Source organism: Dermacoccus sp. BD5, from assembly GCF_044878485.1.
In the GTDB taxonomy this organism is placed as follows: Bacteria; Actinomycetota; Actinomycetes; order Actinomycetales; family Dermatophilaceae; genus Dermacoccus; species Dermacoccus nishinomiyaensis.
Genome location: NZ_JANJER010000026.1, coordinates 1 through 22,118, shown reverse-complemented (window position 1 = coordinate 22,118; position 22,118 = coordinate 1). Strand labels below are relative to the sequence as shown.

23 protein-coding genes are annotated in these 22,118 nt (G+C 70.6%); 5 read left to right on the top strand and 18 right to left on the bottom strand.

What is annotated here, in order from left to right; all coding sequences use genetic code 11:
* Positions 1 to 676 (top strand): cytochrome c oxidase assembly protein (locus tag NQ706_RS13205; protein ID WP_404361069.1); only part of this gene is annotated, 676 nt, incomplete at its 5' end.
* Between the two features lie 371 nt (positions 677 to 1,047).
* Here NQ706_RS13205 and NQ706_RS13200 read toward each other — a convergent pair.
* The 6 genes from NQ706_RS13200 to NQ706_RS13175 all read right to left on the bottom strand — a co-directional run bounded on the left by NQ706_RS13200 (position 1,048) and on the right by NQ706_RS13175 (position 6,419).
* The gene (locus tag NQ706_RS13200; RefSeq protein WP_038566106.1) at positions 1,048 to 2,229 is read right to left on the bottom strand and encodes a permease; all 1,182 of its coding nucleotides are present in this window, start codon (positions 2,227 to 2,229) and stop codon (positions 1,048 to 1,050) included.
* Between the two features lie 171 nt (positions 2,230 to 2,400).
* Positions 2,401 to 3,033 (bottom strand): hypothetical protein, encoded by a 633-nt coding sequence (locus NQ706_RS13195; RefSeq protein WP_311197648.1) that lies wholly within the window; start codon positions 3,031 to 3,033, stop codon positions 2,401 to 2,403.
* Positions 3,034 to 3,072: 39 nt separating this feature from the next.
* Entirely contained in the window at positions 3,073 to 3,654 is a 582-nt protein-coding gene (locus NQ706_RS13190; protein WP_029144369.1) for a signal peptidase II, read from the bottom strand.
* Positions 3,654 to 5,570, bottom strand: a complete 1,917-nt coding sequence (locus NQ706_RS13185; protein WP_038569906.1) for a cation-translocating P-type ATPase — start codon at positions 5,568 to 5,570, stop codon at positions 3,654 to 3,656. The genes NQ706_RS13190 and NQ706_RS13185 overlap by 1 nt, the downstream gene beginning before the upstream one ends.
* Positions 5,567 to 5,935, bottom strand: a complete 369-nt coding sequence (locus tag NQ706_RS13180) for a helix-turn-helix transcriptional regulator (RefSeq protein WP_038566113.1) — start codon at positions 5,933 to 5,935, stop codon at positions 5,567 to 5,569. Before NQ706_RS13180 ends, NQ706_RS13185 begins: the two co-directional genes overlap by 4 nt.
* Before the next feature lie 19 nt (positions 5,936 to 5,954).
* Positions 5,955 to 6,419 (bottom strand): isoprenylcysteine carboxylmethyltransferase family protein, encoded by a 465-nt coding sequence (locus NQ706_RS13175; RefSeq protein WP_038566116.1) that lies wholly within the window; start codon positions 6,417 to 6,419, stop codon positions 5,955 to 5,957.
* 92 nt (positions 6,420 to 6,511) lie between these two features.
* Here NQ706_RS13175 and NQ706_RS13170 point away from each other — a divergent pair, with 92 nt between their 5' ends.
* Together NQ706_RS13170 and NQ706_RS13165 are read left to right on the top strand one after the other, a co-directional pair.
* The gene (locus tag NQ706_RS13170; RefSeq protein WP_099049768.1) at positions 6,512 to 6,883 is read left to right on the top strand and encodes a metalloregulator ArsR/SmtB family transcription factor; all 372 of its coding nucleotides are present in this window, start codon (positions 6,512 to 6,514) and stop codon (positions 6,881 to 6,883) included.
* Positions 6,880 to 7,941: a cation diffusion facilitator family transporter gene (locus tag NQ706_RS13165; RefSeq protein WP_038566119.1), complete on the top strand. Its 1,062-nt coding sequence runs from the start codon at positions 6,880 to 6,882 to the stop codon at positions 7,939 to 7,941. Before NQ706_RS13170 ends, NQ706_RS13165 begins: the two co-directional genes overlap by 4 nt.
* A gap of 201 nt (positions 7,942 to 8,142) precedes the next feature.
* Here the strand turns inward: NQ706_RS13165 and NQ706_RS13160 are convergent, their stop codons facing one another.
* The 11 genes from NQ706_RS13160 to NQ706_RS13110 all read right to left on the bottom strand — a co-directional run bounded on the left by NQ706_RS13160 (position 8,143) and on the right by NQ706_RS13110 (position 18,269).
* Positions 8,143 to 8,910, bottom strand: coding sequence for a cytochrome c biogenesis CcdA family protein (locus NQ706_RS13160; RefSeq protein ID WP_235181970.1), 768 nt, complete (start codon positions 8,908 to 8,910; stop codon positions 8,143 to 8,145).
* 72 nt (positions 8,911 to 8,982) lie between these two features.
* Complete coding sequence (locus NQ706_RS13155) at positions 8,983 to 9,432, bottom strand: TlpA disulfide reductase family protein (protein ID WP_051805394.1); 450 nt, start codon at positions 9,430 to 9,432, stop codon at positions 8,983 to 8,985.
* A 152-nt stretch (positions 9,433 to 9,584) separates the two neighbouring features.
* Positions 9,585 to 10,340 carry a hypothetical protein gene (locus NQ706_RS13150; RefSeq protein WP_196826333.1) on the bottom strand — a complete coding sequence of 252 codons (756 nt, stop codon included), beginning with the start codon at positions 10,338 to 10,340 and terminating at the stop codon, positions 9,585 to 9,587.
* Positions 10,341 to 10,625: 285 nt separating this feature from the next.
* Positions 10,626 to 11,174: a hypothetical protein gene (locus NQ706_RS13145; RefSeq protein WP_038566122.1), complete on the bottom strand. Its 549-nt coding sequence runs from the start codon at positions 11,172 to 11,174 to the stop codon at positions 10,626 to 10,628.
* Between the two features lie 268 nt (positions 11,175 to 11,442).
* The gene (locus tag NQ706_RS13140; RefSeq protein WP_038566125.1) at positions 11,443 to 11,967 is read right to left on the bottom strand and encodes a carboxymuconolactone decarboxylase family protein; all 525 of its coding nucleotides are present in this window, start codon (positions 11,965 to 11,967) and stop codon (positions 11,443 to 11,445) included.
* Positions 11,968 to 12,010: 43 nt separating this feature from the next.
* Complete coding sequence (locus NQ706_RS13135) at positions 12,011 to 12,379, bottom strand: metal-sensitive transcriptional regulator (protein ID WP_171969963.1); 369 nt, start codon at positions 12,377 to 12,379, stop codon at positions 12,011 to 12,013.
* Positions 12,380 to 12,390: 11 nt separating this feature from the next.
* Positions 12,391 to 14,556: a heavy metal translocating P-type ATPase gene (locus tag NQ706_RS13130; RefSeq protein WP_038566131.1), complete on the bottom strand. Its 2,166-nt coding sequence runs from the start codon at positions 14,554 to 14,556 to the stop codon at positions 12,391 to 12,393.
* A 44-nt stretch (positions 14,557 to 14,600) separates the two neighbouring features.
* Complete coding sequence (locus NQ706_RS13125) at positions 14,601 to 15,206, bottom strand: YdhK family protein (RefSeq protein WP_006944980.1); 606 nt, start codon at positions 15,204 to 15,206, stop codon at positions 14,601 to 14,603.
* Between the two features lie 114 nt (positions 15,207 to 15,320).
* Positions 15,321 to 15,593 (bottom strand): YHS domain-containing protein, encoded by a 273-nt coding sequence (locus NQ706_RS13120; RefSeq protein ID WP_006944982.1) that lies wholly within the window; start codon positions 15,591 to 15,593, stop codon positions 15,321 to 15,323.
* A 52-nt stretch (positions 15,594 to 15,645) separates the two neighbouring features.
* The gene (locus NQ706_RS13115; protein WP_038566134.1) at positions 15,646 to 17,913 is read right to left on the bottom strand and encodes a cation-translocating P-type ATPase; all 2,268 of its coding nucleotides are present in this window, start codon (positions 17,911 to 17,913) and stop codon (positions 15,646 to 15,648) included.
* Between the two features lie 146 nt (positions 17,914 to 18,059).
* Positions 18,060 to 18,269, bottom strand: a complete 210-nt coding sequence (locus tag NQ706_RS13110; protein ID WP_038566147.1) for a heavy-metal-associated domain-containing protein — start codon at positions 18,267 to 18,269, stop codon at positions 18,060 to 18,062.
* 150 nt (positions 18,270 to 18,419) lie between these two features.
* On the opposite strand from NQ706_RS13110, the gene NQ706_RS13105 reads away from it, so the two are divergent.
* Positions 18,420 to 18,866, top strand: a complete 447-nt coding sequence (locus NQ706_RS13105) for a DUF6153 family protein (protein WP_129358159.1) — start codon at positions 18,420 to 18,422, stop codon at positions 18,864 to 18,866.
* Positions 18,867 to 19,078: 212 nt separating this feature from the next.
* Positions 19,079 to 20,584 (top strand): multicopper oxidase family protein, encoded by a 1,506-nt coding sequence (locus NQ706_RS13100; RefSeq protein WP_038566151.1) that lies wholly within the window; start codon positions 19,079 to 19,081, stop codon positions 20,582 to 20,584.
* Positions 20,585 to 20,921: 337 nt separating this feature from the next.
* Here the strand turns inward: NQ706_RS13100 and NQ706_RS13095 are convergent, their stop codons facing one another.
* Positions 20,922 to 21,902 carry an Abi family protein gene (locus tag NQ706_RS13095; protein WP_038566154.1) on the bottom strand — a complete coding sequence of 327 codons (981 nt, stop codon included), beginning with the start codon at positions 21,900 to 21,902 and terminating at the stop codon, positions 20,922 to 20,924.
* Between the last annotated feature and the right edge of the window lie 216 nt (positions 21,903 to 22,118).

Genomic DNA, 22,118 nt, shown 5'->3' with positions numbered 1-22,118 from the left:
TGCCCCGTTCCGACTGACATTGCGAGCCGTCCCGCATCGTGGGTCGTTCGGTGGGCTGCTGCGCACGGTTACGGCCATCGTCTATTCCCGGCCGCACCGCATCATGTTGCATCCGGCGTTCGGCATCCCGCTATTCCTGCTCACCTACTACGGCCTCTACCTCAGCGACCTCGGCTCCCGGCTCCTCGGGACCTGGGCGGGCCACAACGGCCTCGAGATCGGCTTCCTGGCCGCAGGGGTCCTGTTCGCCGTCCCGATCCTCACGGTCGGACCGGGGCCGGTCCACCCCACCCATCTCGGCCGGATGCTCGACGTCTTCGCCGAGATGGCCCTGCACGCGTTCTTCGGCGTGCTGATCATGATGACACCGACGACCGTGGTCGCCGCGTTCGCCGCACCCCCACGGTCCTGGGGAATCGATCCTGTCGCCGACCAGCAGATCGCCGGCGGGCTTGCCTGGTCCTACGGCGAGGGACCCGCCACCGCGATCGTCGCATATCTGGTGTGGCGATGGTACCGCTACGACTCTGCCAGGTCCGCTTCAGCCGACCGCGACGCCGATCGGAGTGGGGACCCCGAACTGGCCGCGTATAACCGATACCTGGCCGTCCTCGCAGCACGTGACGGCCGTGGTGATACCGAGACGACGCAGGCGGGACGGGGCTCAGATCGGTAGTGCCGGCCCGGACCTGCGATAGTGCCGACTCCCTCGCTGTGAGAAGCGGACTCGACACCGTCGCAGCGTCGAGATGAGGCCCCCCTGCCTGAATTGCGGACGGCTGGCCTGGCGTTCGTCCGCGGGACGGGCAAGTTCCTCGCCGGGCGGTCGGTCCTGTGCCTTGCCTACGATCGGGTTTCGGGGTCATCCTCGCGGTGCAGCAGCCGGGCCTGCGGGACTGGTCGGACACGGCCCCCGGGACGGTATCAGCCGGCGCGGGCGCACGACAGCTGATCCGTCCACGCCGCGAGTGCGCCGGAAAGCGGCGACCAAGTGTGGCGACCGCATGAGTGGGGCCGGCCGGCACCTCGGAACTGGTCGGCCGTTGATCATTCTTGCCTGTGCGAGGCAGAGTCGCCGCGCCCGGCCGGCTCCGGGGAGCCGCCCATCATGCGCAGCATGCCGATACTGCCGGTGCGGAGGAACACGGTCAGCAGGGCGGCGGCGAGTGCGAGGAAGGCGATGTTCAGCCAGGTGGTGTAGTTCCAGCTGATGCCGGTCTCGGCGACCGCCAGGCTCCGGTCGTGCGGGACCATGCCGAGCGGGCCGAAGATCAATTCGACGGCGTACCCGGCGATGACCATTGCGGCGTAGAAGACCAGGCAGATCCGGGACGTGGCCTTCCAGCCGTAGTACTTCTTGTAGATGAGGATGATCGGGATGATGATCAGGTCGGCGAACAGGAAGCTGACCACGCCGCCGAAGCTGATCCCGCCGTTCCACAGCACCGCCGCCAGTGGCACGTTCCCGACCGAGCAGACGAAGCTGATCACGGCCAGCAGTGGCCCGATCAGCGGGCCCAGCACGAACGAGGCGACCGGGTCTTCGGTGAAGAACACTGCCTGCAGCCAGGCCTTGGGCACCCAGGCGGCGAACGCGCCGGCGATCAGCAGGCCCAGCACGATGTCGCGGAGCACGGCCGCCCAGTCCATCACGAAGTAGCGCGAGACCGCGGTCACGCCGTCCCGGGAGAGCAGCCGGGCCCAGAATCCGGCGTCGCCCTGGACGGACATGTCCATGGCGGCGTGGCCCTCCATCGACCCGGCGAGCCTCTGCTCGGCCTGCCGCCGCGCCGCCTCGACGATCCGGCCGCGCATCCAGAGCCTGAATCCGAGCGCGACCAGCACGATCATGATCGGGCCGCCGACGAACTCCGCGGCGGTGAACTGCCAGCCCATCACGAACCACAGGACCAGCCCGAGCTCGAGCACCAGGTTGGTCGAGGCGATCTCGAAGGCCATCGCCGCCGCGAAGTCCGCGCCCTTGCGAAACAGCGCCCGGGCCAGCGCGACCGCGGCGTAGGAGCAGGACGAGGACGCCGCGCCGAACAGTGCGGAGACCGCGATCGATCTCGGCGAGTCGTCGGCCATCAGCTGCGTGACGCGCTCCTTGCGCACCACCGCCTGGATGACGCCGGACAGCGTGAAGCCGAGCCCGAGGGGCCAGAGGATCTGCCAGCCCATCGAGCCGGCCATCGCCAGCGCGTCGACGGCTGCGCTCAGGACGTCCATCAGGATTCGTTCCTCCCGGCAACACGGTCAGCGACTGTTCGGCCATCCGGTCCCGTACCCGGACGCGGCCCGTCCACGCGCGGATTGCGCCGAGCTGCCTGAGAAACCGGGACGACGATGCTGGTGGCGCATCGGCGTCGCCGCGGCCAGCGGCTGGCCCCGAGCACCTACCTAGCCGATGCTGAGACCAGCGAGCTGCTCAGGGGTGCCGGTGACGACAAGGCGCAGGTCGGCGTGGTCGTCGTCGATCTGCCAGTCGACGAACGAGCAGCAGGCGCTCTCGGTCGCGACCAGATCGCGCAGCCGCCGCGCTGAGTCGCCGGTCCGGGCGTAGTGCACGACCAGTCTGGCCTCTCCGCGCTCGACCTCGAGGAGGTAGTCGTCGTCGAAGGCTCGCCACCTCTCGAGCTGCTGCTTGCCCGCGGTCGGCGCGAGCGCGCAGGCGATCGGCAGCCCGCCCAGCGGTCCGACCGGCGACTCGAGCCCCGTCACCGCCGACGTCGGCGCGCGACCGATGGCTGCGCGCAGCTGATCGACGGTCGGCGACCCGGCCAGCCCGGCAGGAGTGCGGAACACCCGGCAGGCGAGCCCGACCGGTGTGTGCTCGTCGGCGAAGGGGTCGACGCCGTCGACGAGGACGGTCGGGGACCCGTGGAACTCGAGGCGGGCGGCGTCGTCGGCGGTCTCGACTCGCTGATGCGCGACGCGGACGTCCGATCGGCCGTCGAGGGCCTCGGCGAGCCGCCGGTCGATCACCTCCCAGTTCGGGCACCCGTCGAAGTACTGCAGCGTGATCTCCAACATCTTCTCCTCTCAATCCTGTCTGCGGCTCGGCAGCCGTCGTCAGCTCCGCTCGCCAGCCTCTTCGGAACTGAGCCGTGCCGAAGAACTCGGGGAGTCTTCTGGCGATGAGCCGTCGTGGAGCATCAGGAACGCCCCGGTGACCGCGCCCACGACGATGACGATGTCGGCGACGTTCCCGATGAACCAGTCGCCGTAGGCCAGGAAGTCCACGACGTGGCCGCGGGCGAAGCCGGGGGCGCGGAAGAGCCGGTCCCCGGCGTGCGAGGCCGCCGCACCGCCGACGGCACCGATCACGACCGCCCACCGAAGACGCCGGACACGGAACGCGAAGACGACCGCGGCGACCGCGGCCGCGACAGCGACCAGCGCGAACACCCAGGTCGAGCCCTCGCCGAAGGAGAACGCCGCACCGGGGTTGTACGCCAGCTGGAGTCCCAGCAGCTCGCCGACGAGCGGGATGCGCTCCTGCGTCGAGAGGGTGGCCTCAGCCCATGCCTTGGTCCCTTGGTCGACCAGGACGACCAAACCGCCGAGCAGGAAGGTCCCCGCTACCAGGAGCGTCCGCCTCGGACCATGAGCGATCCGGGCAGTGGACCCGCGGACCGCGTCCTTCGCCCGCATCAGCCCGCTGCCTGAGGCTTGCGGGCACGCGCGGCGCGCAGCCCGTTGGCGATGACGACGACCTCGGCGACCTCGTGGACGAGGACGACCGCGGCCAGGCCGAGCACGCCGGTGATGGCCAGGGGCAGCAGCACGGTGATGATCGCCAGGGACAGCACGATGTTCTGGTTCATGATCGCCCGGCCGCGGCGGGCGTGGCGCAGCGCCTGCGGGATCAGGCCGAGGTCGTGGCCGGTGAAGGCGACGTCGGCGGACTCGATCGCGGCGTCGGAGCCGGTCGCTCCCATCGCGATGCCCACGGTCGCCCCGGCCAGGGCGGGAGCGTCGTTGATGCCGTCGCCGATCATCGCCGTGGGCGAGGCCTCGGAGAGCTGGGCGACGATGCGGGCCTTGTCCTCGGGCCGCAGCTCGGCGTGCACGTCGCCGATCCCGGCGCGCTGCGCGAGCGCGTGCGCGGTGCGGGCGTTGTCGCCGGTGAGCATGCTCACCTCGACGCCCTGGGCCCGCAGCGTGCGCACGACCTCGGGGACCTCGGGGCGCAGCTCGTCGCGGACGCTGATCGCCCCGGCCAGGCGGCCGTCGACGGCCACGAGCACGCAGGTCTGTCCCTCGGCCTCCAGGTCCTCGACCCGGGCCTTGAGCGCCCCCGCGTCGATCCAGCGGGGGCTGCCCACCGTCACCCGGCGGCCGTCGACCAGGCCGCCGATGCCGTGCCCGGCCTCCTCGGCCACGTCCTGCGCGGCGGGGGCTGCCTGGCCCGCGGCGGCGATGGCGGCGGCCAGCGGGTGCGTCGAGTGCTGCTCGACGGCGGCGGCCCAGGCGAGCACCTGGGCGTCGTCGAAGCCGTCGGCGGCGACGACGGCGGTGACCTCGGGCCGGTTGCGGGTCAGGGTGCCGGTCTTGTCCACGGCGAGGTGGCGGATGCCGCCGAGGCGCTCGAAGGCGGCACCGCTCTTGATGACGACGCCGAACTTCGTCGCCGCCCCGATCGCGGAGACCACGGTGACGGGCACCGCGATCGCCAGCGCGCACGGGCTGGCGGCGACGAGGACGACCAGGGCGCGGGTGATCCAGGTCTCGGGGTCGCCGAGCAGCGAGCCGAGCACGCCGACCAGGACGGCGAGGACCATCACGCCGGGCACCAGCGGGCGGGCGATCCGGTCGGCGATGCGCGCGCGTTCGCCCTTCTCGGCCTGGGCCTGCTCGACCAGCTCAACGATGGTGGTCAGCGAGTTGTCGGTGCCCGCCGCGGTCGCCTCGACCTCCAGCACACCCGCGGTGTTGATCGCGCCCGCCGACACCGCGTCATCGGGGGCGACCTCGACCGGGATCGACTCGCCGGTGATCGCCGAGGTGTCCAGACTGGAGCGGCCGGACCGGACAGTCCCGTCGGTCGCGACCCGCTCGCCCGGGCGGACCAGCAGCACGTCGCCGACGGCGATCTCCTTCGCCGGGATCTCGACCGAGGCCCCGTCGCGCAGCACGGTCGCGGTATCCGGCACGAGCTTGAGCAGCGCGCGCAGGCCGCCGCGAGCGCGGTCCATCGCCTTGTCCTCCAGGGCCTCGGCGATCGAGTAGAGGAACGCCAGCGCGGCGGCCTCCTCCACGTAGCCGAGGATCACCGCGCCGACGGCGCTGATCGTCATCAGCAGCGCGATCCCCAGCCTCCGCCTGACGACCAGGTTCCGCAGCGCGCCGGGCACGAACGTGTACGCGCCCAGCAGCAGCCCCGCCCAGAACGCGACCAGCGCCGCGACGTGCAGCCCCGACCACTCCAGCACCAGGCCGGTGCCGAACGCGACGCCGGAGAGGATCGGCACGACCAGTCCCGGGTCGCGCCACCAAGGGCGCTCGGTCTCCTCGGCTTCCTCGGATGAGCTGGTGGTCGGCTCGTCGCAGCCGCAGGCGGCGCTCACGAGGCGTCCCCCGAGCCGGTCGCGGCGCAGCAGCCCGGCACCGAGCACTGCGGGTCGATGCACGGCGCGCTCTCGTCCACGGCCAGCGTCACGTCCACCAGCGCCGTCAGCGCCGCGGCCAGGTGCGGGTCGGCGATCTCGTAGCGGGTCTGACGGCCCTCGGGCTCGGCGACCACGATCCCGCAGTCGCGCAGGCAGGTCAGGTGGTTGGACACGTTCGAGCGCGTCAGCCCGAGCTCGCGCGAGAGCACGGCGGGGTGGCTCGGGCCGTCGAGCAAGGACATCAGGATCCGGGAGCGCGTCGGGTCCGCCATGGCCCGGCCGAGCCGGTTCATGACGTCGAGACGCGAAGCAATAGTCAGCACACGCTGAACTATACAGTGATCACTGACCAGACGGCAAGGTCGGCGGGCCGATCCAGCGGGGAGCCGCGGCCGCATAGGCGTCGAAGGCGGCACCGAACTTCTCCCGCAGGGCGCTCTCCTCCGCCGGGATCTGGATCCGGTCGATCAGGGCGACGAAGCCGGCGGCGGGCAGGAGCGCCGCCCACGATCGGCGAAGGGCCGCGTGGGCGAGGAGCAGCCCGGCCATGACCGTGTACATCGGGTTCCGCGTGAGGCGGAACGGCCCGGTCGTGACCAGCGCCTCTGCCCGGTCGACGGCGAGGGGGTCGACGGTCGTGCCCCGGCGTCGGAACGCCGTGGTCGATGAGAGCAGCAGCCCTGCCGATGCCGCGGCCATCGCGCCAGCCGTTGCCCGCGACAGCGCGGTGCTCGCCGACCCCCGCGCGATCAGCCCCTGAGCCGCGGCCGCGCCGGCGGCCAGAAGGAGCGGCGGGACGCGCGTCATGATCGAGACCCCTCGGCGGTCCGAGCAAGAATGGTCATCATGCGATGACCATACAGGATGCGCTGACGCATCGGTCATGCGATAATCTGCGCATGGACGCAGATAAGCAGATGTGCGGGCTGGACCCGGACTCGCCGTTCGTGGAGCTGGCGGTGGAGGTGTTCGGGCTGCTCGCGGACGCGACGCGGGTGCGGATCATCCTGGCGCTGCGCGGCAGCGGGGAGGTGTCGGTCAACCATCTGGCCGACATCGTGGACAAGTCCCCGGCGGCGGTGTCGCAGCATCTGGCGAAGCTGCGGATGGCGCGGATCGTGTCGACCCGGCAGGAGGGGCAGCGGGTGTTCTACCGACTGGAGAACGAGCACGCCTCGCAGCTGGTGTCCGACGCGATCTTCCAGGCCGAGCACTCCATTGCGCAGGGCCAGCCCCCGGCGCACCACCACCAGGAACGGGAACGAGCATGACCCGGCACGACCACGCCCATCCGCACGACGCCGTCGAAATCGAGCCCGGGCACGATCATGACCATGAGCCCGACCACGATCATGATCGCGGCGATGGGCATGGCCACGGCCACTCGCACCCGACGGGACTCAAGGGATTCCTCTACGGGATCTTCGTGCCGCACTCCCACGACGCCGCGGACTCGATCGACGACGCGATGGAGGCGAACGCAGAGGGCGTCCGGGCGCTGAAGATCAGCCTCGTGATCATGATCGCCACCACCGTGGTGCAGGCGGTGATCGTCGCCTTCTCCGGCTCGGTCGCGCTGCTGGCCGACACGATCCACAACCTCTCCGACGCGCTCACCGCGATCCCGCTGTGGATCGCGTTCGCACTGTCAAGGCGGGCCGCGACGCGGAAGTACACCTACGGCTTCAACCGGGCCGAGGACCTCGCCGGCCTGTTCATCGTGCTGATGATCGCGCTGTCCTCGATCGTGGCCGCCTACGAGGCGATCGACCGGATGATCAACCCACGCCCGATGGAGAACATCGGCTGGGTGATCGCCGCAGGGATCGCCGGGTTCCTGGGCAACGAGGCGGTCGCGGTGTACCGGATCCGCGTGGGCCGGAAGATCGGCTCGGCCGCGCTGGTCGCCGACGGCGTGCACGCCCGGACCGACGGGTTCACCTCGCTGGCGGTGGTCGCCGGCGGGATCGGCGTGCTGCTGGGCTTCCCGCTGGCCGACCCGATCGTCGGGCTGCTGATCTCGGCGATGATCGCGGTGCTGCTGGTCGGCACTGTCCGATCGGTCGGCCGGCGGCTGATGGACGGCATCGAGCCCGAGCTCCTCGACCGGGCCGAGCACGCCCTGGAGCACCTGACCGAGGTCGAGTCGGTGGAGCAGGTGCGGCTGCGGTGGGTCGGCCATCGCCTGCACGGCGACGCCCTGCTGCGCACGCGGTCGCTGAGCCTGGCCGAGGCCGACCGCGTGGCGGCAGAGGCGGAGGCGTCGGTGAAGGAGCGCATGCCGAACGTGGACGAGATGGCGGTGCGGGTCACGGGGTCTGCGGCCTGACACCGAAACGCAGATGACGCGCCCTCACTTGATGCCCTCACTTGGTGAGAGGCAACGCGGCTGCCCGCACGGGTGGTCGATGCCGGAGCTGCCGATCATGACTCCTGCTGCCCATCGCGGCAAGGGTGCCGCGGCCAGCAGTCATCACCTCACCTGCCCGAGCCCGGGGCGGCGAGCCGGCGGGTCGGGCTCGGAACGCGGTCAGATCACGGTGACGAATCCGCTGACGACCTGCCGGATGACGCCCATCAGCCAGCCCCAAACGCCGGTGATCATCAGCGCCCCGGTCGCGATCATCAACAGGCCGCCGATCCGCATGATCAGTTCCTGCCGGGCCCGCAGGAAGGCGACGGCACGGCTGATGCGCTGGAAGGCCACCGCTGCGACGATGAACGGCACGCCGAGCCCGAGGGTGTAGGCCACGGCCAGCCATGCGCCCTTGGCCGCGCTGCCCGCGTTCAGCGCCATCGTCAGCACCGCGCCGAGCGTCGGGCCGGTGCAGGGCGTCCATCCCAGGCCGAAGACGAGACCGACCAGCGGAGCAGCGGCGAGGCCGACCCGAGGCAGCCGGGTGGGCCGTAGGTCGCGCTGGCCGAAGCGGACCAGGCCGGCGAAGATCAGGCCAAGCACGATCATGATCGCGCCCATCGCGCGGGTGAGGGGTCCCTGCCATCGCAGGACGATGCCGCCGAGAGCCCCGGCCAGGGTGGCGCTGCCGACGAACACGACGCCGAAGCCGGCGACGAACAAGACGGTCCCCGCCAGCGCGCGCCACATCCTCGTCCGCGGTCGAGCGGCCACGATCTCGGCGGCCGACAGGCCGGTTGCGTAGGAGATATATCCCGGCAGCAGCGGCACCACGCAGGGCGAGAAGAACGACACGAGGCCGGCCAGGAACGCGACCGGCAACGCCAATGGCATCGCCCCGCTGACCGTCTGCGCGGCCCAGCTTCCCAGTGACTCGAGCACCAGATTTCCTTTCTCGTGGTCTGTCGACTCCCGGGCCGGCCGCAGCGCTGGTCGATGCCTGGGGCCGGTCGGCTACTTGCCGTTGGCGGTGTCGGTGATGAGCGCGGCGAGGGTGTCGCGATCCACGGGTCCGGTGATGCGGGCAGCGCTGCGCCCTGCGCGGTCGATCACCAGGGTGGTCGGGATGGCCGTGGTGGACAGCTGCCCGGAGAACTTCACCAGCTGCTTGCCCTCGGGGTCGAAGATGCTCGGGTAGGGGGTCTTGAAGGCGCGGGTGAAGGCCTGCGCGGCTTCGCGGTCGTCGCGGATGTTGAGGCCGACGAACCGGGCCGTCTTGGCCGTGTCACGGCTCGCGGCGGCGAGGTCGGGGGCCTCCTTGCGGCAGGGCCCGCACCAGGACGCCCACACGTTGACCACGACCACCTTGCCGGGATGGTCGGTGGTCACGTTCCCGCCGGTCCTGACGTCGGGCCCTTCGGCGGTCGAGGCGGGCTTGCGCTGTCCGGGTTGATAGAGCTGCACACCACACCGGAGGCCGGCCCGGCGGAGCCGTCCTTCGACGGCGAGGCGGGGTCTATGGACTTCGTGCAGCCCGCGGCCAGCCCCAGGCTCAGCACGGCGGCGGCCAGCGCAACGGTCCGGGCCGCGGTCTGTGGTCCTCTCGCTGGCATCGTCTACTCGCCCTGCTCGAACGCGTAGCTGGCCGCCGGGTCGTCGGTGGCGTCTCGCGGCCCGTAGACCAGTGAGATCTGCCGGTGGGCGGTGAGCTGGATCGTGGCGGGGTCTCCCTGGAATCGCTTCCCGTCGACGTAGGCGCGCAGGCTGTCGGTGTTGCTGTTGTCCAGTCCGCCGATGCCTTCGGCGTCGAGGCGGACCTGCCACTCGGTGAAGACCTGGCCGAGGGTGTAGCGGCCGTCGGCGGTGGGGGCCTCGACGTGCAGCACGCCGCGTTCGTCGTGGGTGTGGAGCTCCGACATCTGGCCGCTAGCGGGGTCGACGCCGATGTTGGCCGGCACGGCGATGGGCTGCCCGTTGACGCTGATGTCGAGGTGGGAGTGGAAGTGGGCCGCCGTTCCCTCCATCGGGCCGACTCGGAGGCCGACGGCCTTCGCCGCGTCAGAGGTGTTGGCGGGCAGCGACCATGGCGGCAGGTCCCGACGCCCCGCGGCGGCAGCCCCGCCGGTGGGGCCGTCGGATCCACCGCCTTGGAGGCTGGCGATGACCACCGCTCCGGCGGCGACGGCCAGCACCACGACAGCGATCGCGGCACCCGTGATCAGCCGTCGCGCCCGTCGGGCCTTGGCCTCCTGGAGCTGCATCTGCCGCAGCCGGTCCCGCGCGGACCGGCTGCTGGCCGTACGCCCGCCGGTCGAGCGCTGCGATGGCGACGATTTCGAAGACTTAGTGGATGATTTCTGGTTCTTGGTCATGGGTCTCTCAGCTGGGATGGTCGACGGCCACCGGGGAAGACGTGCCCGACGTCGCCGAGGATGCATGGACCGCTCAACTCCAGCCGGTGGGGTCGTCGCGAGTTGTCAAAGGAGTCGTCAGAGAATGGACGCCGGGGCGTCGCGAGCGTCGCGGGTCGGCACACCCGCCCACAGGTTCCGTGGTTACTTGCCGGGTCCGTGGTTACTTGCCGGTTCTCCGGCTGGGAACGGCCACGGCTGCATGTCTGCTGCCCCGAAACGGGCGCGGATGGACCTGCGACCGGCTCAGGTGCGACTGATCGACAGCTCGGCGAGGCTCAGCGGAGGGCGAGCCCAGCAGCGGAGGACCAACGATTCCATAAGAGTGCGCCGTGATGGGCGCGGAAGCGACCAGCCGCCTCCGCGGGCTGCCGGCCGCAGGCCTCCGATCCCGACCAGCAGCACCAGCAGGATCAGGCAGCCCGCTGCGACGCAGTCCATCGGACCCGGGGACGGGCTCGCCGGCGAGCCGCAGTCCGGGCCGCAGCCCGACGCCATGCCCATCCCGGAGGACACGGTCCCCATGGACAAATGGCCGGCGGCCGCGGCCGCCTGCTGGTCACCGACGTTCTTGGTCGAGAACTGGCCGTGGACCACAATGGGAGCGCTGTTCTCCGGGGAATGGCCGGTCGCCATCTCGGCAGCGCCGGCATCGGCGGCGGCGGTGCCCAGTGACGCAGACATCGAGAAATGGTCAGCGGCGCGAGCCGGCGGCTGCAGCATCAGCAGAGCTGCGACGGTGAGGACCGCGAGCACCGGCGAGAAGCGGCGCGCGATGCTCAGGAAACGCTGCACTGCCTTCCCGCCTTCCGCTCGATTCGGTGGCCCCAGAGTGCCGCGGAGCACGCCGTGGCCCCGGACAAGTATTCGGCAAACACCGGCGACATGCCAATCCGACCCGGGAGCTGACCGCCAGACCCCGCTCTGGCCGAGGCCAGGGCGACTGCTGCGAGCACGGCTCCCGCTGCCAGGCCAGCCGGTGCGAGGCCGACGACGCGGCCCGCACCCGCCGGTCGAAAGGCCCCGTGCACAGTCGGGTCGCCGAAGAGAATGCCCTCGGGCGTCAGTGCTGGTCCTCGGGTCCCAGCCCGGCGACGAGGTTGAACGCGCCGGTGAGGATGTTGAGCGCGACGACGCCGACGACGTCGGCGATCGCGCGGTCGCTGTAGCCGAACGCGCGGAGCTGGTCGATCTGCTCGTCGGTGACGGAGGTCGGCTCCCGATAGACCTGCCGCCCGAGCCGGATCATGGCCGAGATGGCGGGATTGCTCGACGTGCCCTGGTGGGCGAGGCTGATCTCCTCCTCGGCGACGCCCAGGGAGCGGGCGGCCGCGACGTGGGCGTCGAGGCACAGGCCGCAGCCCTGCTGCGCCTGCACCGCGATGGAGAGAAGCTCGCTGATTCTCCGGTCGAGCTTGGCGCGGCGCATCGCTCTACTCAGCTGCAGGTAGCCGCCGAGGACGGCCGGGGAGTGGGCCATCGTGGAGACCATGTCGCCCACGGTGCCGTGGCGCTCGACGAGCTCGCCGAGCAGGTCCCGGGACGCGCCGACGGCGGTCTCCGCGGTCAGCGGGGCGAAACGGGGCATGGGTCCTTCTCCTTCGTGTGCGCGGGTGCGCTGCTCGTGAGCCTCAGGAGCGGACGAGGCGGTTGATCGCGTCGGTGGCTTCCTGGATCTTGGCGATCGCCGCGTCGTCGTCGCCGAGCTTGGCGGCGTCGAGGACGCAGTGCTTGAGGTGGGCGTCGAGCAGCCCGGTCGCGACGCCCTGCAGGGCTCGGGTGAGCGCTGAGACCTGGGTGAGGATGTCGATGCAGTACTTCTCGTCGTCGATCATCTTGGCGATGCCGCGGGCCTGGCCCTCGATCCGCTTCATGCGCGTCAGGTAGCGGTCCTTGTCGCTGATGTAGCCGTGATGGTGGGCCGCGGCGGCGGCGACTTCGGTGCCGGGGCTGGCGGTGCCGGTGCTGTCAGTGGTGTCGGTGGTGGTGTCGAGTGTCATGGGCGTGTCCTTCACTTCTGACGCTCCAGGATCGAGCGGGTGCTGGCTTGGGGGGTGAGGTCGATGCGCCGCAGCAGCTGGGCGTTGAGGGCGACGACGACGGTGGACAGCGACATCAGGATCGCGCCGACCGACATCGGCAGCACGAAGCCGACGGGTGCGAGGACGCCGGCCGCCAGCGGGACGGAGATCAGGTTGTACCCGGCGGCCCACCACAGGTTCTGCTTCATCTTCCGGTAGGCGGCCTTCGACAGCTGGGTGACCGACAGAACCGAGCGGGGGTCGGAGCTGGCCAGGATGACGCCGGCGGAGGCGATGGCGACGTCGGTGCCCGCGCCGATGGCGATGCCGACGTCGGCCTGGGCCAGCGCCGGGGCGTCGTTGACGCCGTCGCCGACCATGGCGACCTTCTTGCCCTCGTGCTGCAGCTGGGCGACCTTGGCCGACTTGTCCTCGGGGCGGACGCCGGCGAAGACGCGGTCGATGCCGAGCTCCTGGCCGACCTCGTTCGCCACGGCCTCGGCGTCGCCGGTGATCATGACGACCTCGACACCCAGTTCGTGGAGCGCGTCGACGGCGTCGCGGGACTCCGGGCGGACCTCGTCGGCGAGTTTGAGGCCGCCGATCACCTGCCCGTCGCGCAGGACGTGCAGGATGATCGCGCCCTCGCCGCGCCAGGCTTCTGCGGATTCAGTTTCGTGCTGGCCGGTCTCCTCGAGCAGCCGGGGGCCGCCGACGCGGATCTCGTGGCCGGCCACGGTCGCTGTGACGCCGACGGCGGGCGAGGAGGAGAATCCGGTGGCCTGCTGCAGGGCGAGGCCGCGGTCCTTGGCGGCGGCGACGATGGCCCGGGCGAGCGGGTGCTCGCTGTCGGCCTCGGCCGATGCGGCCAGGGCGAGGACCTGGTTGGCGTCCAGGTCTCCGGTCGGTTCGACGCCGGTGACGGTGGGCTCGCCCCTGGTGAGGGTGCCGGTCTTGTCGAACAGCACGGCATCGACCTGGCGCATGGACTCCAGCGCGAGGCGGTCCTTGACCAGGACGCCGCCGCGAGCGGCGCGCTCGGTGGCGATGGAGACGACCAGCGGGATCGCCAGGCCCAGGGCGTGGGGGCAGGCGATCACGAGCACGGTGATGGTGCGGACCACGGCGTCGTCGGGGGACCCGGCCAGCGTCCAGACGATCGCGGTGATCAGGGCAGCGCCGAGGGCGAACCAGAACAGCCAGGCGGCGGCGCGGTCGGCGATGCGCTGAGCGCGGGAGGAGGAGCCCTGCGCCTCGGCGACGAGCCGGTTGATGCCGGCCAGGGCGGTGTCGTCGCCGGTGGCGGTGATCTCGACCCGCAGGCCGGAGTCGGTGGCCACCGTGCCGGCGGTGACCGGGTCGCCCTCGCCGCGGGCGACGGGCCGGGACTCGCCGGTGATCATCGACTCGTCCATGTCGGCGTGGCCGTCGACGACGGTGCCGTCGGCGGGGACGCTGCCGCCGGGGCGGACGATGACGACGTCGCCGACGCGAAGCTCGGCGGGGTCCACCTTGACGATGTCGTCGCCCTCGACGCGCTCGGCCTCGTCGGGCAGCAGGGCGGCAAGCGAGTCGAGCGCGGAGGTGGTCTGGGCCAGGGAGCGCATCTCGATCCAGTGCCCCAGCAGCATGATGACGATCAGCAGCGCCAGCTCCCACCAGAACTCCAGCTCGTGGTGGACGAGCCCGAGGGTGGCGGCCCAGGAGGCGAAGAACGCCACGGTGATCGCCAGCGCGATCAGCAGCATCATCCCCGGCTTGCGGCTCCTCAGCTCGCTCCAGGCACCGGTGAGGAACGGCTTGCCGCCCCAGACGTACATGACGGTGCCGAGCACCGCTGCGACCCACCCCGCCCAGCCGGGCACGGAGTACCCGAGCAGCATGGCGAACATGGGCGAGAGCCCCACCACCGGGGCGGCGATGACGAGGTTGATCCAGAACAGCCGACGGAACTGGCCGACGTGGTCCCCGTGGCCTCCATGACCGCCGTGACCGGCGTGGTCTCCGTGCTGCCCCTGGTGCGCGACGTGGCCTGCGTGCCCCGCGTGCGGATCTTCCCCGTGGCCGGGCGCGGTGGTCGCGACGGCGTGCCCGCTGTGGGCGGGCGCGTCTGCGGTGTCGCCGTGGTGGTGCTGATGCGCGTTCGGGTCTGTCATTGCTGCTTCCCTTGTCCGGGCCCTGCTCTGCGGTGGTGGCCGGCTCAGGAGGCCGGCTTGATCTCGCTCTCGACGACCCACTTGTGGTTGGTCATCTTCATGCCGCCTGCTTCGTAGTCGACCATGTAGACGGTCTCGTCGGTGGAGGAGGCGATGGTGGCCTTCGCGCCCTTCATGCCCTTCATGTGCTCGGCCTCCAGGGTGACTTCGGTGCCGTCGGCCAGCTGCTTGCTGCCGGCGTCCTTGATCTCCTGCTGGACGACCCACTTGTGGTCCTTGACCGGTTCGCCGCCGGTGGTGGGCGTGAAGTTCACCGCGTAGGTGTAGGTGTCGTACGCGCCGACGATCGTGGCCTTCGCGCCGTCCATGCCCATCATGTGGTCGGCGGTGAGGATCACCTGGGTGCCGACCGGGTACTTGGGGGAGGCGGCCTTCTCGATGCCGGCGGGCGCTGGGCCGCCGTCCATCGGGTGCTCCATCGAGGAGTGGTCCATCCCGCCGTCGCTGCTGGCCGGGGAGCTCGTCGAGCTGCTGCCGCCGTGGTGCGGGCCGGCTTTCGAGGGGTCCTGGTCGCCGGAGCTGCAGCCGGTCAGCAGGAGTGCTCCGCCGAGCACTCCTGCTGCGAGGGTCATGGTGAGGCGCTTGCGCATGTGGTCTCCTGTTCGTTGCCTTGTCCATCTCCGACCATATACCCCGGTGGGGTATATCGCAATCCTGCTGGTCCGCCGGAGCGTCTATCCGGGCGCTCCGATCCGGTGCTCGGACTACGCCATGGCGGCGGCGTACTTGGCGGGGTCGGCGTCGAAGGCCGGCCCGCAGCCGGCGCAGCAGAACCAGTAGCGCTGGCCTCGGTAGTCGCGGAAGAGGCCTGCCGCCTCGGCCGCGGTCTTGCTGACCCGGCTGCCGACCATGACGGGGCAGGTGGTCATGTCGTCGCTGCCGCTCAGCAGGTTCTCGCGGCCCTCGGCGTCGACCGCCGGGTTCGCGGCGCTGGAGGTGCTGCAGCAGCTGGCGTGGGCGTGGGAGTCGTTCGTCATCGTCGGATGCCTCTCGTGCGATCAGTTCAGTTCGGGTGGGTGGTTGTGCGGGTCAGTGCGGGGTGACGCTGCGGAATCCGCGCAGGCGGAGGCTGTTGCCGACGACGAAGACGGATGAGAACGCCATCGCCGCGCCCGCGAGCATGGGGTTGAGCATGCCCAGCGCCGCGACCGGGATGGCCGCGACGTTGTAGGCGAAGGCCCAGAACAGGTTGGCCTTGATGGTGCCCAAGGTCCGGCGGGACAGCCGGATCGCGTCGACGGCGGCCCGCAGGTCCCCGCGCACCAGAGTGATGTCGGAGGCCTCGATGGCGACGTCGGTGCCGGTGCCCATCGCCAGACCCAGATCGGCCTGGGCGAGGGCGGGGGCGTCGTTGACGCCGTCGCCGACCATCGCGACGACCTTGCCTTCGCCCTGGAGGCGGGCGACGACGTCGACCTTGTCCTTGGGCAGGACCTCGGCGATGACCTGGTCGATGCCGACCTCGGCGGCGATCCGCTTCGCGACGGCCTCGTTGTCTCCGGTGAGCAGCACCGGGGTCAGGCCCAGGCCCTTCAGGCCCTGGATCGCCTCGGCGCTGGTGGGCTTGACCGTGTCGGCCACGACGAGGACGCCGCGGGCCTGCCCGTCCCAGCCGACGGCGACGACGGTCTTGCCCTCGGCCTCGGCTGCGGCCTTGGCGGCGGCGACGTCAGGGGAGAGGTGCTGGGACCAGTCGGCCAGCAGGGACTCCCGGCCGACGAGCACGGCGTGGCCGTCGACGACGCCCTGCACGCCCTTGCCCTCGACGTTGGCGAAGTCCTCCGGCGTCGGGAGCTGGCCGGTCTCCTGGACCGCGCCCTTGGCGACGGCCTGGGCGATCGGGTGCTCGGAGGCGTCCTCCAGGGCCCCGGCCAGGCGGAGCAGCTCGGCGCGGTCGGTGCCGGCCTCGGCGATCACGTCGACCAGGGTCATCCTGCCGGTGGTGACGGTGCCGGTCTTGTCCAGCACGACGGTGTCGACCTTGCGGGTGGATTCGAGGACCTCGGGGCCCTTGATCAGGATGCCCAGCTGCGCGCCGCGGCCGGTGCCGACCAGCAGTGCGGTCGGGGTGGCGAGGCCCAGGGCGCAGGGGCAGGCGATGACGAGAACCGCGACCGCGGCGGTGAACGCCGTCGAGACGCCGGCCCCGGAGATCAGCCACGCCGCCAGGGCGACGAGCGCGATGGCGATGACGATCGGGACGAACACTCCGGAGATCCTGTCGGCCAGCCGCTGGACAGCGGCCTTGCCGGACTGGGCGTCCTCGACCAGCTTGGCCATCTGCGCCAGCTGGGTGTCCGAGCCGACGCGGGTCGCCCGGACGACGAGCCGGCCGCCGGCGTTCACGGTGGCCCCGGTGACCGGGTCGCCTTCGCCGACCTCGACGGGCACGGATTCGCCGGTGAGCATGGAGGCGTCCACCGCGGAGCTGCCGGAGACGACCGTCCCGTCGGTGGCGATCTTCTCGCCGGGCCGGACGACGAACTCGTCGCCGACGGCCAGTTCGGAGGTCGGGATCTTGATCTCGGTCCCGTCCCGCAGCACCGAGACCTCCTTCGCGCCGAGCTCGAGCAAGGCGCGTAGCGCGGCACCGGCCTGGCGCTTGGAGCGCTTCTCGAAGTAGCGGCCGGCGAGGATGAACATCGTCACCCCGGCGGCCGCCTCGAGGTAGATGTTGCTCGCGCCGTCGGAGCGGGCCAGGGCGAACTCGAACGGGTGCTTCATGCCCGGCATGCCGGCGTGTCCGAGGAACAGGGCGTAGAGCGACCACAGGAACGCCGCCGAGGTGCCCATCGAGACGAGCGTGTCCATCGTCGCGGTGCCGTGCTTGAGGTTGGTCCATGCGGCCTTGTGGAACGGCCAGCCCGCCCAGACGATCACCGGCGCGGCCAGGGTCAGCGAGGCCCACTGCCAGTAGGTGAACTGCAGGGCAGGGATCATCGCCATCGCGATCACCGGCACGGTGAGCACGATCGACCCGATCAGCCTCTGCCTCAGAGAGATCAGCTCAGGGTCGGCGTCCGCGCCTCCGTCGGAGGCGTCATCGGTCTTCGCGTCCGGGGGCTCGGGCAGGGCGGCGGTGTAGCCGGTCTTCTCGACCTCGGCGACCAGCAGCTGCGGGTCGTAGCCCGCGGGCACGGTGACCTTGGCCTTCTCTGTGGCGTAGTTGACCGACGCGGTGACGCCGTCGAGCCTGTTGAGCTTGCGCTCAATCCGGTTCGCGCACGAGGCGCACGTCATCCCGCCGATCTCCAGCTCGATGCCGGCGTCCGTGCTGAGCGGCGCTGGTGCAGTCATCCTCTGCGTCCTTTCTTCTCCGGGCTTTGAGACGTCCGGTTCGTGCGCAGGGGCGGTCATGTCGCCGATGCGGTCAGTGGTGCGCGCTCCGCCCCCGCCGCCGTCGGGGTCGACGGGGAGCGTGAGCCGCGCTGGTGGTGGTGTCGTCAGGCGCGCACGGCCGTGTAGCCGGCCTCCTCGACGGCGGCCAGGACCTTCGCGTCGTCGATCTCGCCGGAGCCCGACACGACGAGCTTGCCGGTCTGCGCGCTGACCTCGACGTCCTCGACGCCGGGGATCCCGATGACCTCCTCGCGGACCGACATCTCGCAGTGCCCGCAGGTCATGCCCGTCACCTGGTACTCGTTCGCAGCCATCGAATGCCTCCTCAGCAGAGATACCCCCAGTGGGTACCGCGTACGAGTAACCGTATACCCCTGCCGGGTATTCCCGCAACGCGGGGGGTGCGCCTCGCCGACGGATCCTCCCTTGGAGACGGGATACGCCACCGGGGTATGCTGTGCAGCGTGGAGACCGCGACCGACGAACCCCGCCGCAGCCGGCACCGGCTGCAGCTCCTCGTCCTCGCGGCCCTGCTGATCGCCGGCCTCCTCGGAATGCACTCGCTGGCCAACGGTGCCGGGGCCACGGCCATGAGCGCCCCCATGGCCTCGATGAAGCATTCCGCCCCGGCGACGCCAGCTCTGACCGCAGAGGCGGCCGTCGCCCCCTCGTCGTCGACGTCCGGATCGCATGGCATGGTCCACGGCTCCGGCGGCTGCGCGGGTGCCATGAGCAGCGGCTCAGGCTCCACCTGCGTCCCCGGGCCGACCGGCAAGAGCATCCCCGTCCTTCCGGCCCCGCTCGCCGCGACCCTGCCCGAGCTCGGCCGCGCGCCCGAGCCGGTGCCGCCTCTCCAGACGCCCCGCCGATTAGCGCTGTCGCACCTGGAACTGTCGATCTATCGAACGTGAGCAGCGGGGAGCGCCCCCCAGCGGCGCTCCTGCCCATCGGGGCATGCCCATGCGCCTGCCCTGCATCTGCGACGGCATCGCGCCCAGATGGCGCTGACCCCTCTCCCGAGAGCCCTCGAGCCTGCGCATCCGATCACCCGTGGTCGTCGAGCGCGTCCAGGCCGATGCCCGTGGCACCGCTCACCATCGACACAGAAGGACACCGTTCAACCATGCACACCGACCTGAACCGCCGCCAGTTCCTCGCCGCCGGCGCACTGACCCTCACCGCCGCAGGCCTCGCCGGCTGCACCTCCACCAGCAAGACGACCTCGTTCGTCGGGCCCGACAGCGCCGCCGTCGAGAAGGCCGAATCCAAGCGCCGCCGCACCGGCACAACCGTGCAGCGTGCGCTGACCGCCGAGCCGACCACCGTGGACCTGGCCGGGAAGGAGGCGAAGACCTGGGCGTTCACCGGCGCGTCGGCGACCGAGCCGATCCGCGGCAACATCGGCGACACCCTGAAGGTCGCCCTGACCAACGATCTACCCGACCCGACCACCGTGCACTGGCACGGCCTGGCACTGCGCAACGACATGGACGGCGTGCCGAACCTGACGCAGAAGCCGGTCGAGCCAGGCGGCGCGTTCTCCTACGAGTTCGTGCTCCCGCACGCCGGGACCTACTGGTTCCACCCGCACGTCGGCGTCCAGCAGGACCGCGGCCTGTACGCCCCGCTGATCATCGACGACCCGAACGAGAAGGGCGACTACGACCAGGAGTGGATCATCGTCCTGGACGACTGGCTCGACGGCGTCATCGCGACGCCCGACCAGGTGATGAAGGAACTCGGCAAGGGCATGATGGACCACGGCGGAATGGACATGGGGCCGATGCGGATGGGCAACACCCTGATGGGGGCGACCTCGCCGCTGCTCGGCGGCGACGCCGGCGACGTCTACTATCCGCTCTACCTGATCAACGGCAGGCCAGCGGCCGACCCGGAGACCTTCACCGCGAAGCCGGGCCAGAAGATCAGACTGCGGATCATCAACGCCGGCGGCGACACCGCCTTCCGGTTCGGCGTCGCCGAGCACCCGCTCACCATCACCCACACCGACGGCTACCCGATCCAGCCGTTCGAGGCCGAGAGCGTCGTGCTCGGCATGGGCGAGCGCTACGACGCCGTCATCACCGCCGGCGACGGCGCGTTCGCCGTCGTCGCCGAGGCCCTTGGGAAGCAGGACCAGGCCGTCGCCGTCCTGCGCACCGGATCCGGCAGCGCCCCGGCCAAGGACGCGAAGCTCCCGCAGACGAAGGCTCCCGCCACCGCGGCCGACCTCAAGGCCATCGATGCGGTCGCCCTGCCCCAGCGCGCCGCCGACCGCACACTCGTCCTCGAGCTGACCGGGGGCATGGAGAAGTACGACTGGGCGATCAACGGCAAGCGCATGGACATGGAGCAGCCCATGCGCGACGCCCTCGGCCTCAAGGAGGGCGAGCGCGTCGCGCTGGAGTTCAAGAACTCGACCAAGATGTGGCATCCGATGCACCTGCACGGCCACACCTACCAGCATCCCGGAGGCGGGCCCCGCAAGGACACCTCGATCGTCCTGCCCGGCAAGACGCTCCGCGTCGAGTTCGACGCCGACAACCCCGGCCGGTGGCTCAGCCACTGCCACAACGTCTACCACGGGGGAGCCGGCATGATGACGACGATCGCCTACCAGCAGGGCTGAACTCCGGCCGGACGTTTCTGGGTAGGACCAGTCATCAGCGGCGGGGCCGCGTGCTCTGTGGTTGCACGGCCCCGCCGCCGTTGCCGTACCGCTCGCTAGTGTGCATCGCGGATGCGAGACAGCAGCGCGACCGTTCTTTGACTGCTTTCGCGTCCCATCGAAGATGCAGCGTCGACAATGGCAGGTTTCGGCGGTGCTCCGAAGACGCGTCTCGAAGACATCTCCTTGACGGGACGAGACGAGGCCCCCGCAGTCATGCGGGGGCCTCGGTCTCAGAACTCTGTCTCACTGCCCCTGTCTCAACAAGCACCTTTACGAGACTTGATCGGCGTCGAGCTCACCGCCACAGGTCCAGCGACTCCCAGCCGTCGGGGACGCCGATCGATCCGACCGTCAGGGCGTGCGACGCTGGGAACGCTTCGAGCAGCTCGGCTAGCCGGCGAGGCCACCCGGACTCCGGGGCGACCGTGAGCAGGAGGTAGGCGATCACGGCCAGCGCGTTGTAGGTGCCGAAGTCCTTCTTCGGCGCTTCCGGCGCACGGAGGTGATCGAGCATCGACACCAGCCCTGAAGCAGGACGCGACGGCGCGTTCTGAAGCTTCCGATTGAACAGCCGCGAGTGGTGGGCCGCCACGTTGCGCACGTAGTTGAGGCTGGCGAGCCAGCTGGCCATGAGCTTCTTCCTCGGGACGCCGAACGCGAGGGCGAGCTCTTCGGCATCCGGCTGGAGCATTCCCCTGTACAGGCTCGACAGCTGTCCGAGCTCGAGGAGCTCGGTGAGGGCCCAGACCGGCATGCGATCGTCGTACTTCTCCCGGAAGTGCGCGACGAACTGCTCGTCGGACCCGTCCCGCCGATCCTTGACGCGCTGCAGCCACTTCACGTGCGAGCTGGGCTGCGGATCGCGGCTGTCCGTGCCCGCCTTCGTGAACGAGTCGTCGAAGGCCGCCGGGTCCTCATGGGCGAACGCGGAGGACCTGCCGAGGACGTACCCCGCCTGCATCCGCACCGCGACCTCGATGCGCTCGACGCCTTCCATGACCAGCATCCGCAGTCGGCGGTCGAAGTCGATGATCGTCTCGGCATGGTGAAGCGCGGTGCCGGGCAGATACCTGTTCAGTACCCGAGTTCGCTCGCGACCGTCGTCGGTGTACTCCTCGGCCTCGAGGAAGGGGTACAGGTAGCCGGTGAGTCGGTAGTAGCCGATCGACTGCAGCAGTCGGAGCGCTCGTTCTGGGTCGTCGACCGCGAGGCCGCGGTCGATCAGCCGCTCGACCTGCTGGTCGAGCGGAAGCCACTCCTTCGTGTACTCGACCACGAGCTTCCTTCAGATAGAAAATCAGCCCGCGCCTTGCGGCAACGGGCTGATCGTGATGACTCGACTCTAGCACGGGGAGCCGACGACGGGCTCCTACGAACCGGCCTGCGCCGCCCGGTGGCGATAGTAGGTGGCCTTCGACCAGCCCACCGTCTTTGCGGCCTCGACCACGCCCAGGCCTTCCGAGTCGATGAGGTGCTGGACGGTCCTCAGGTT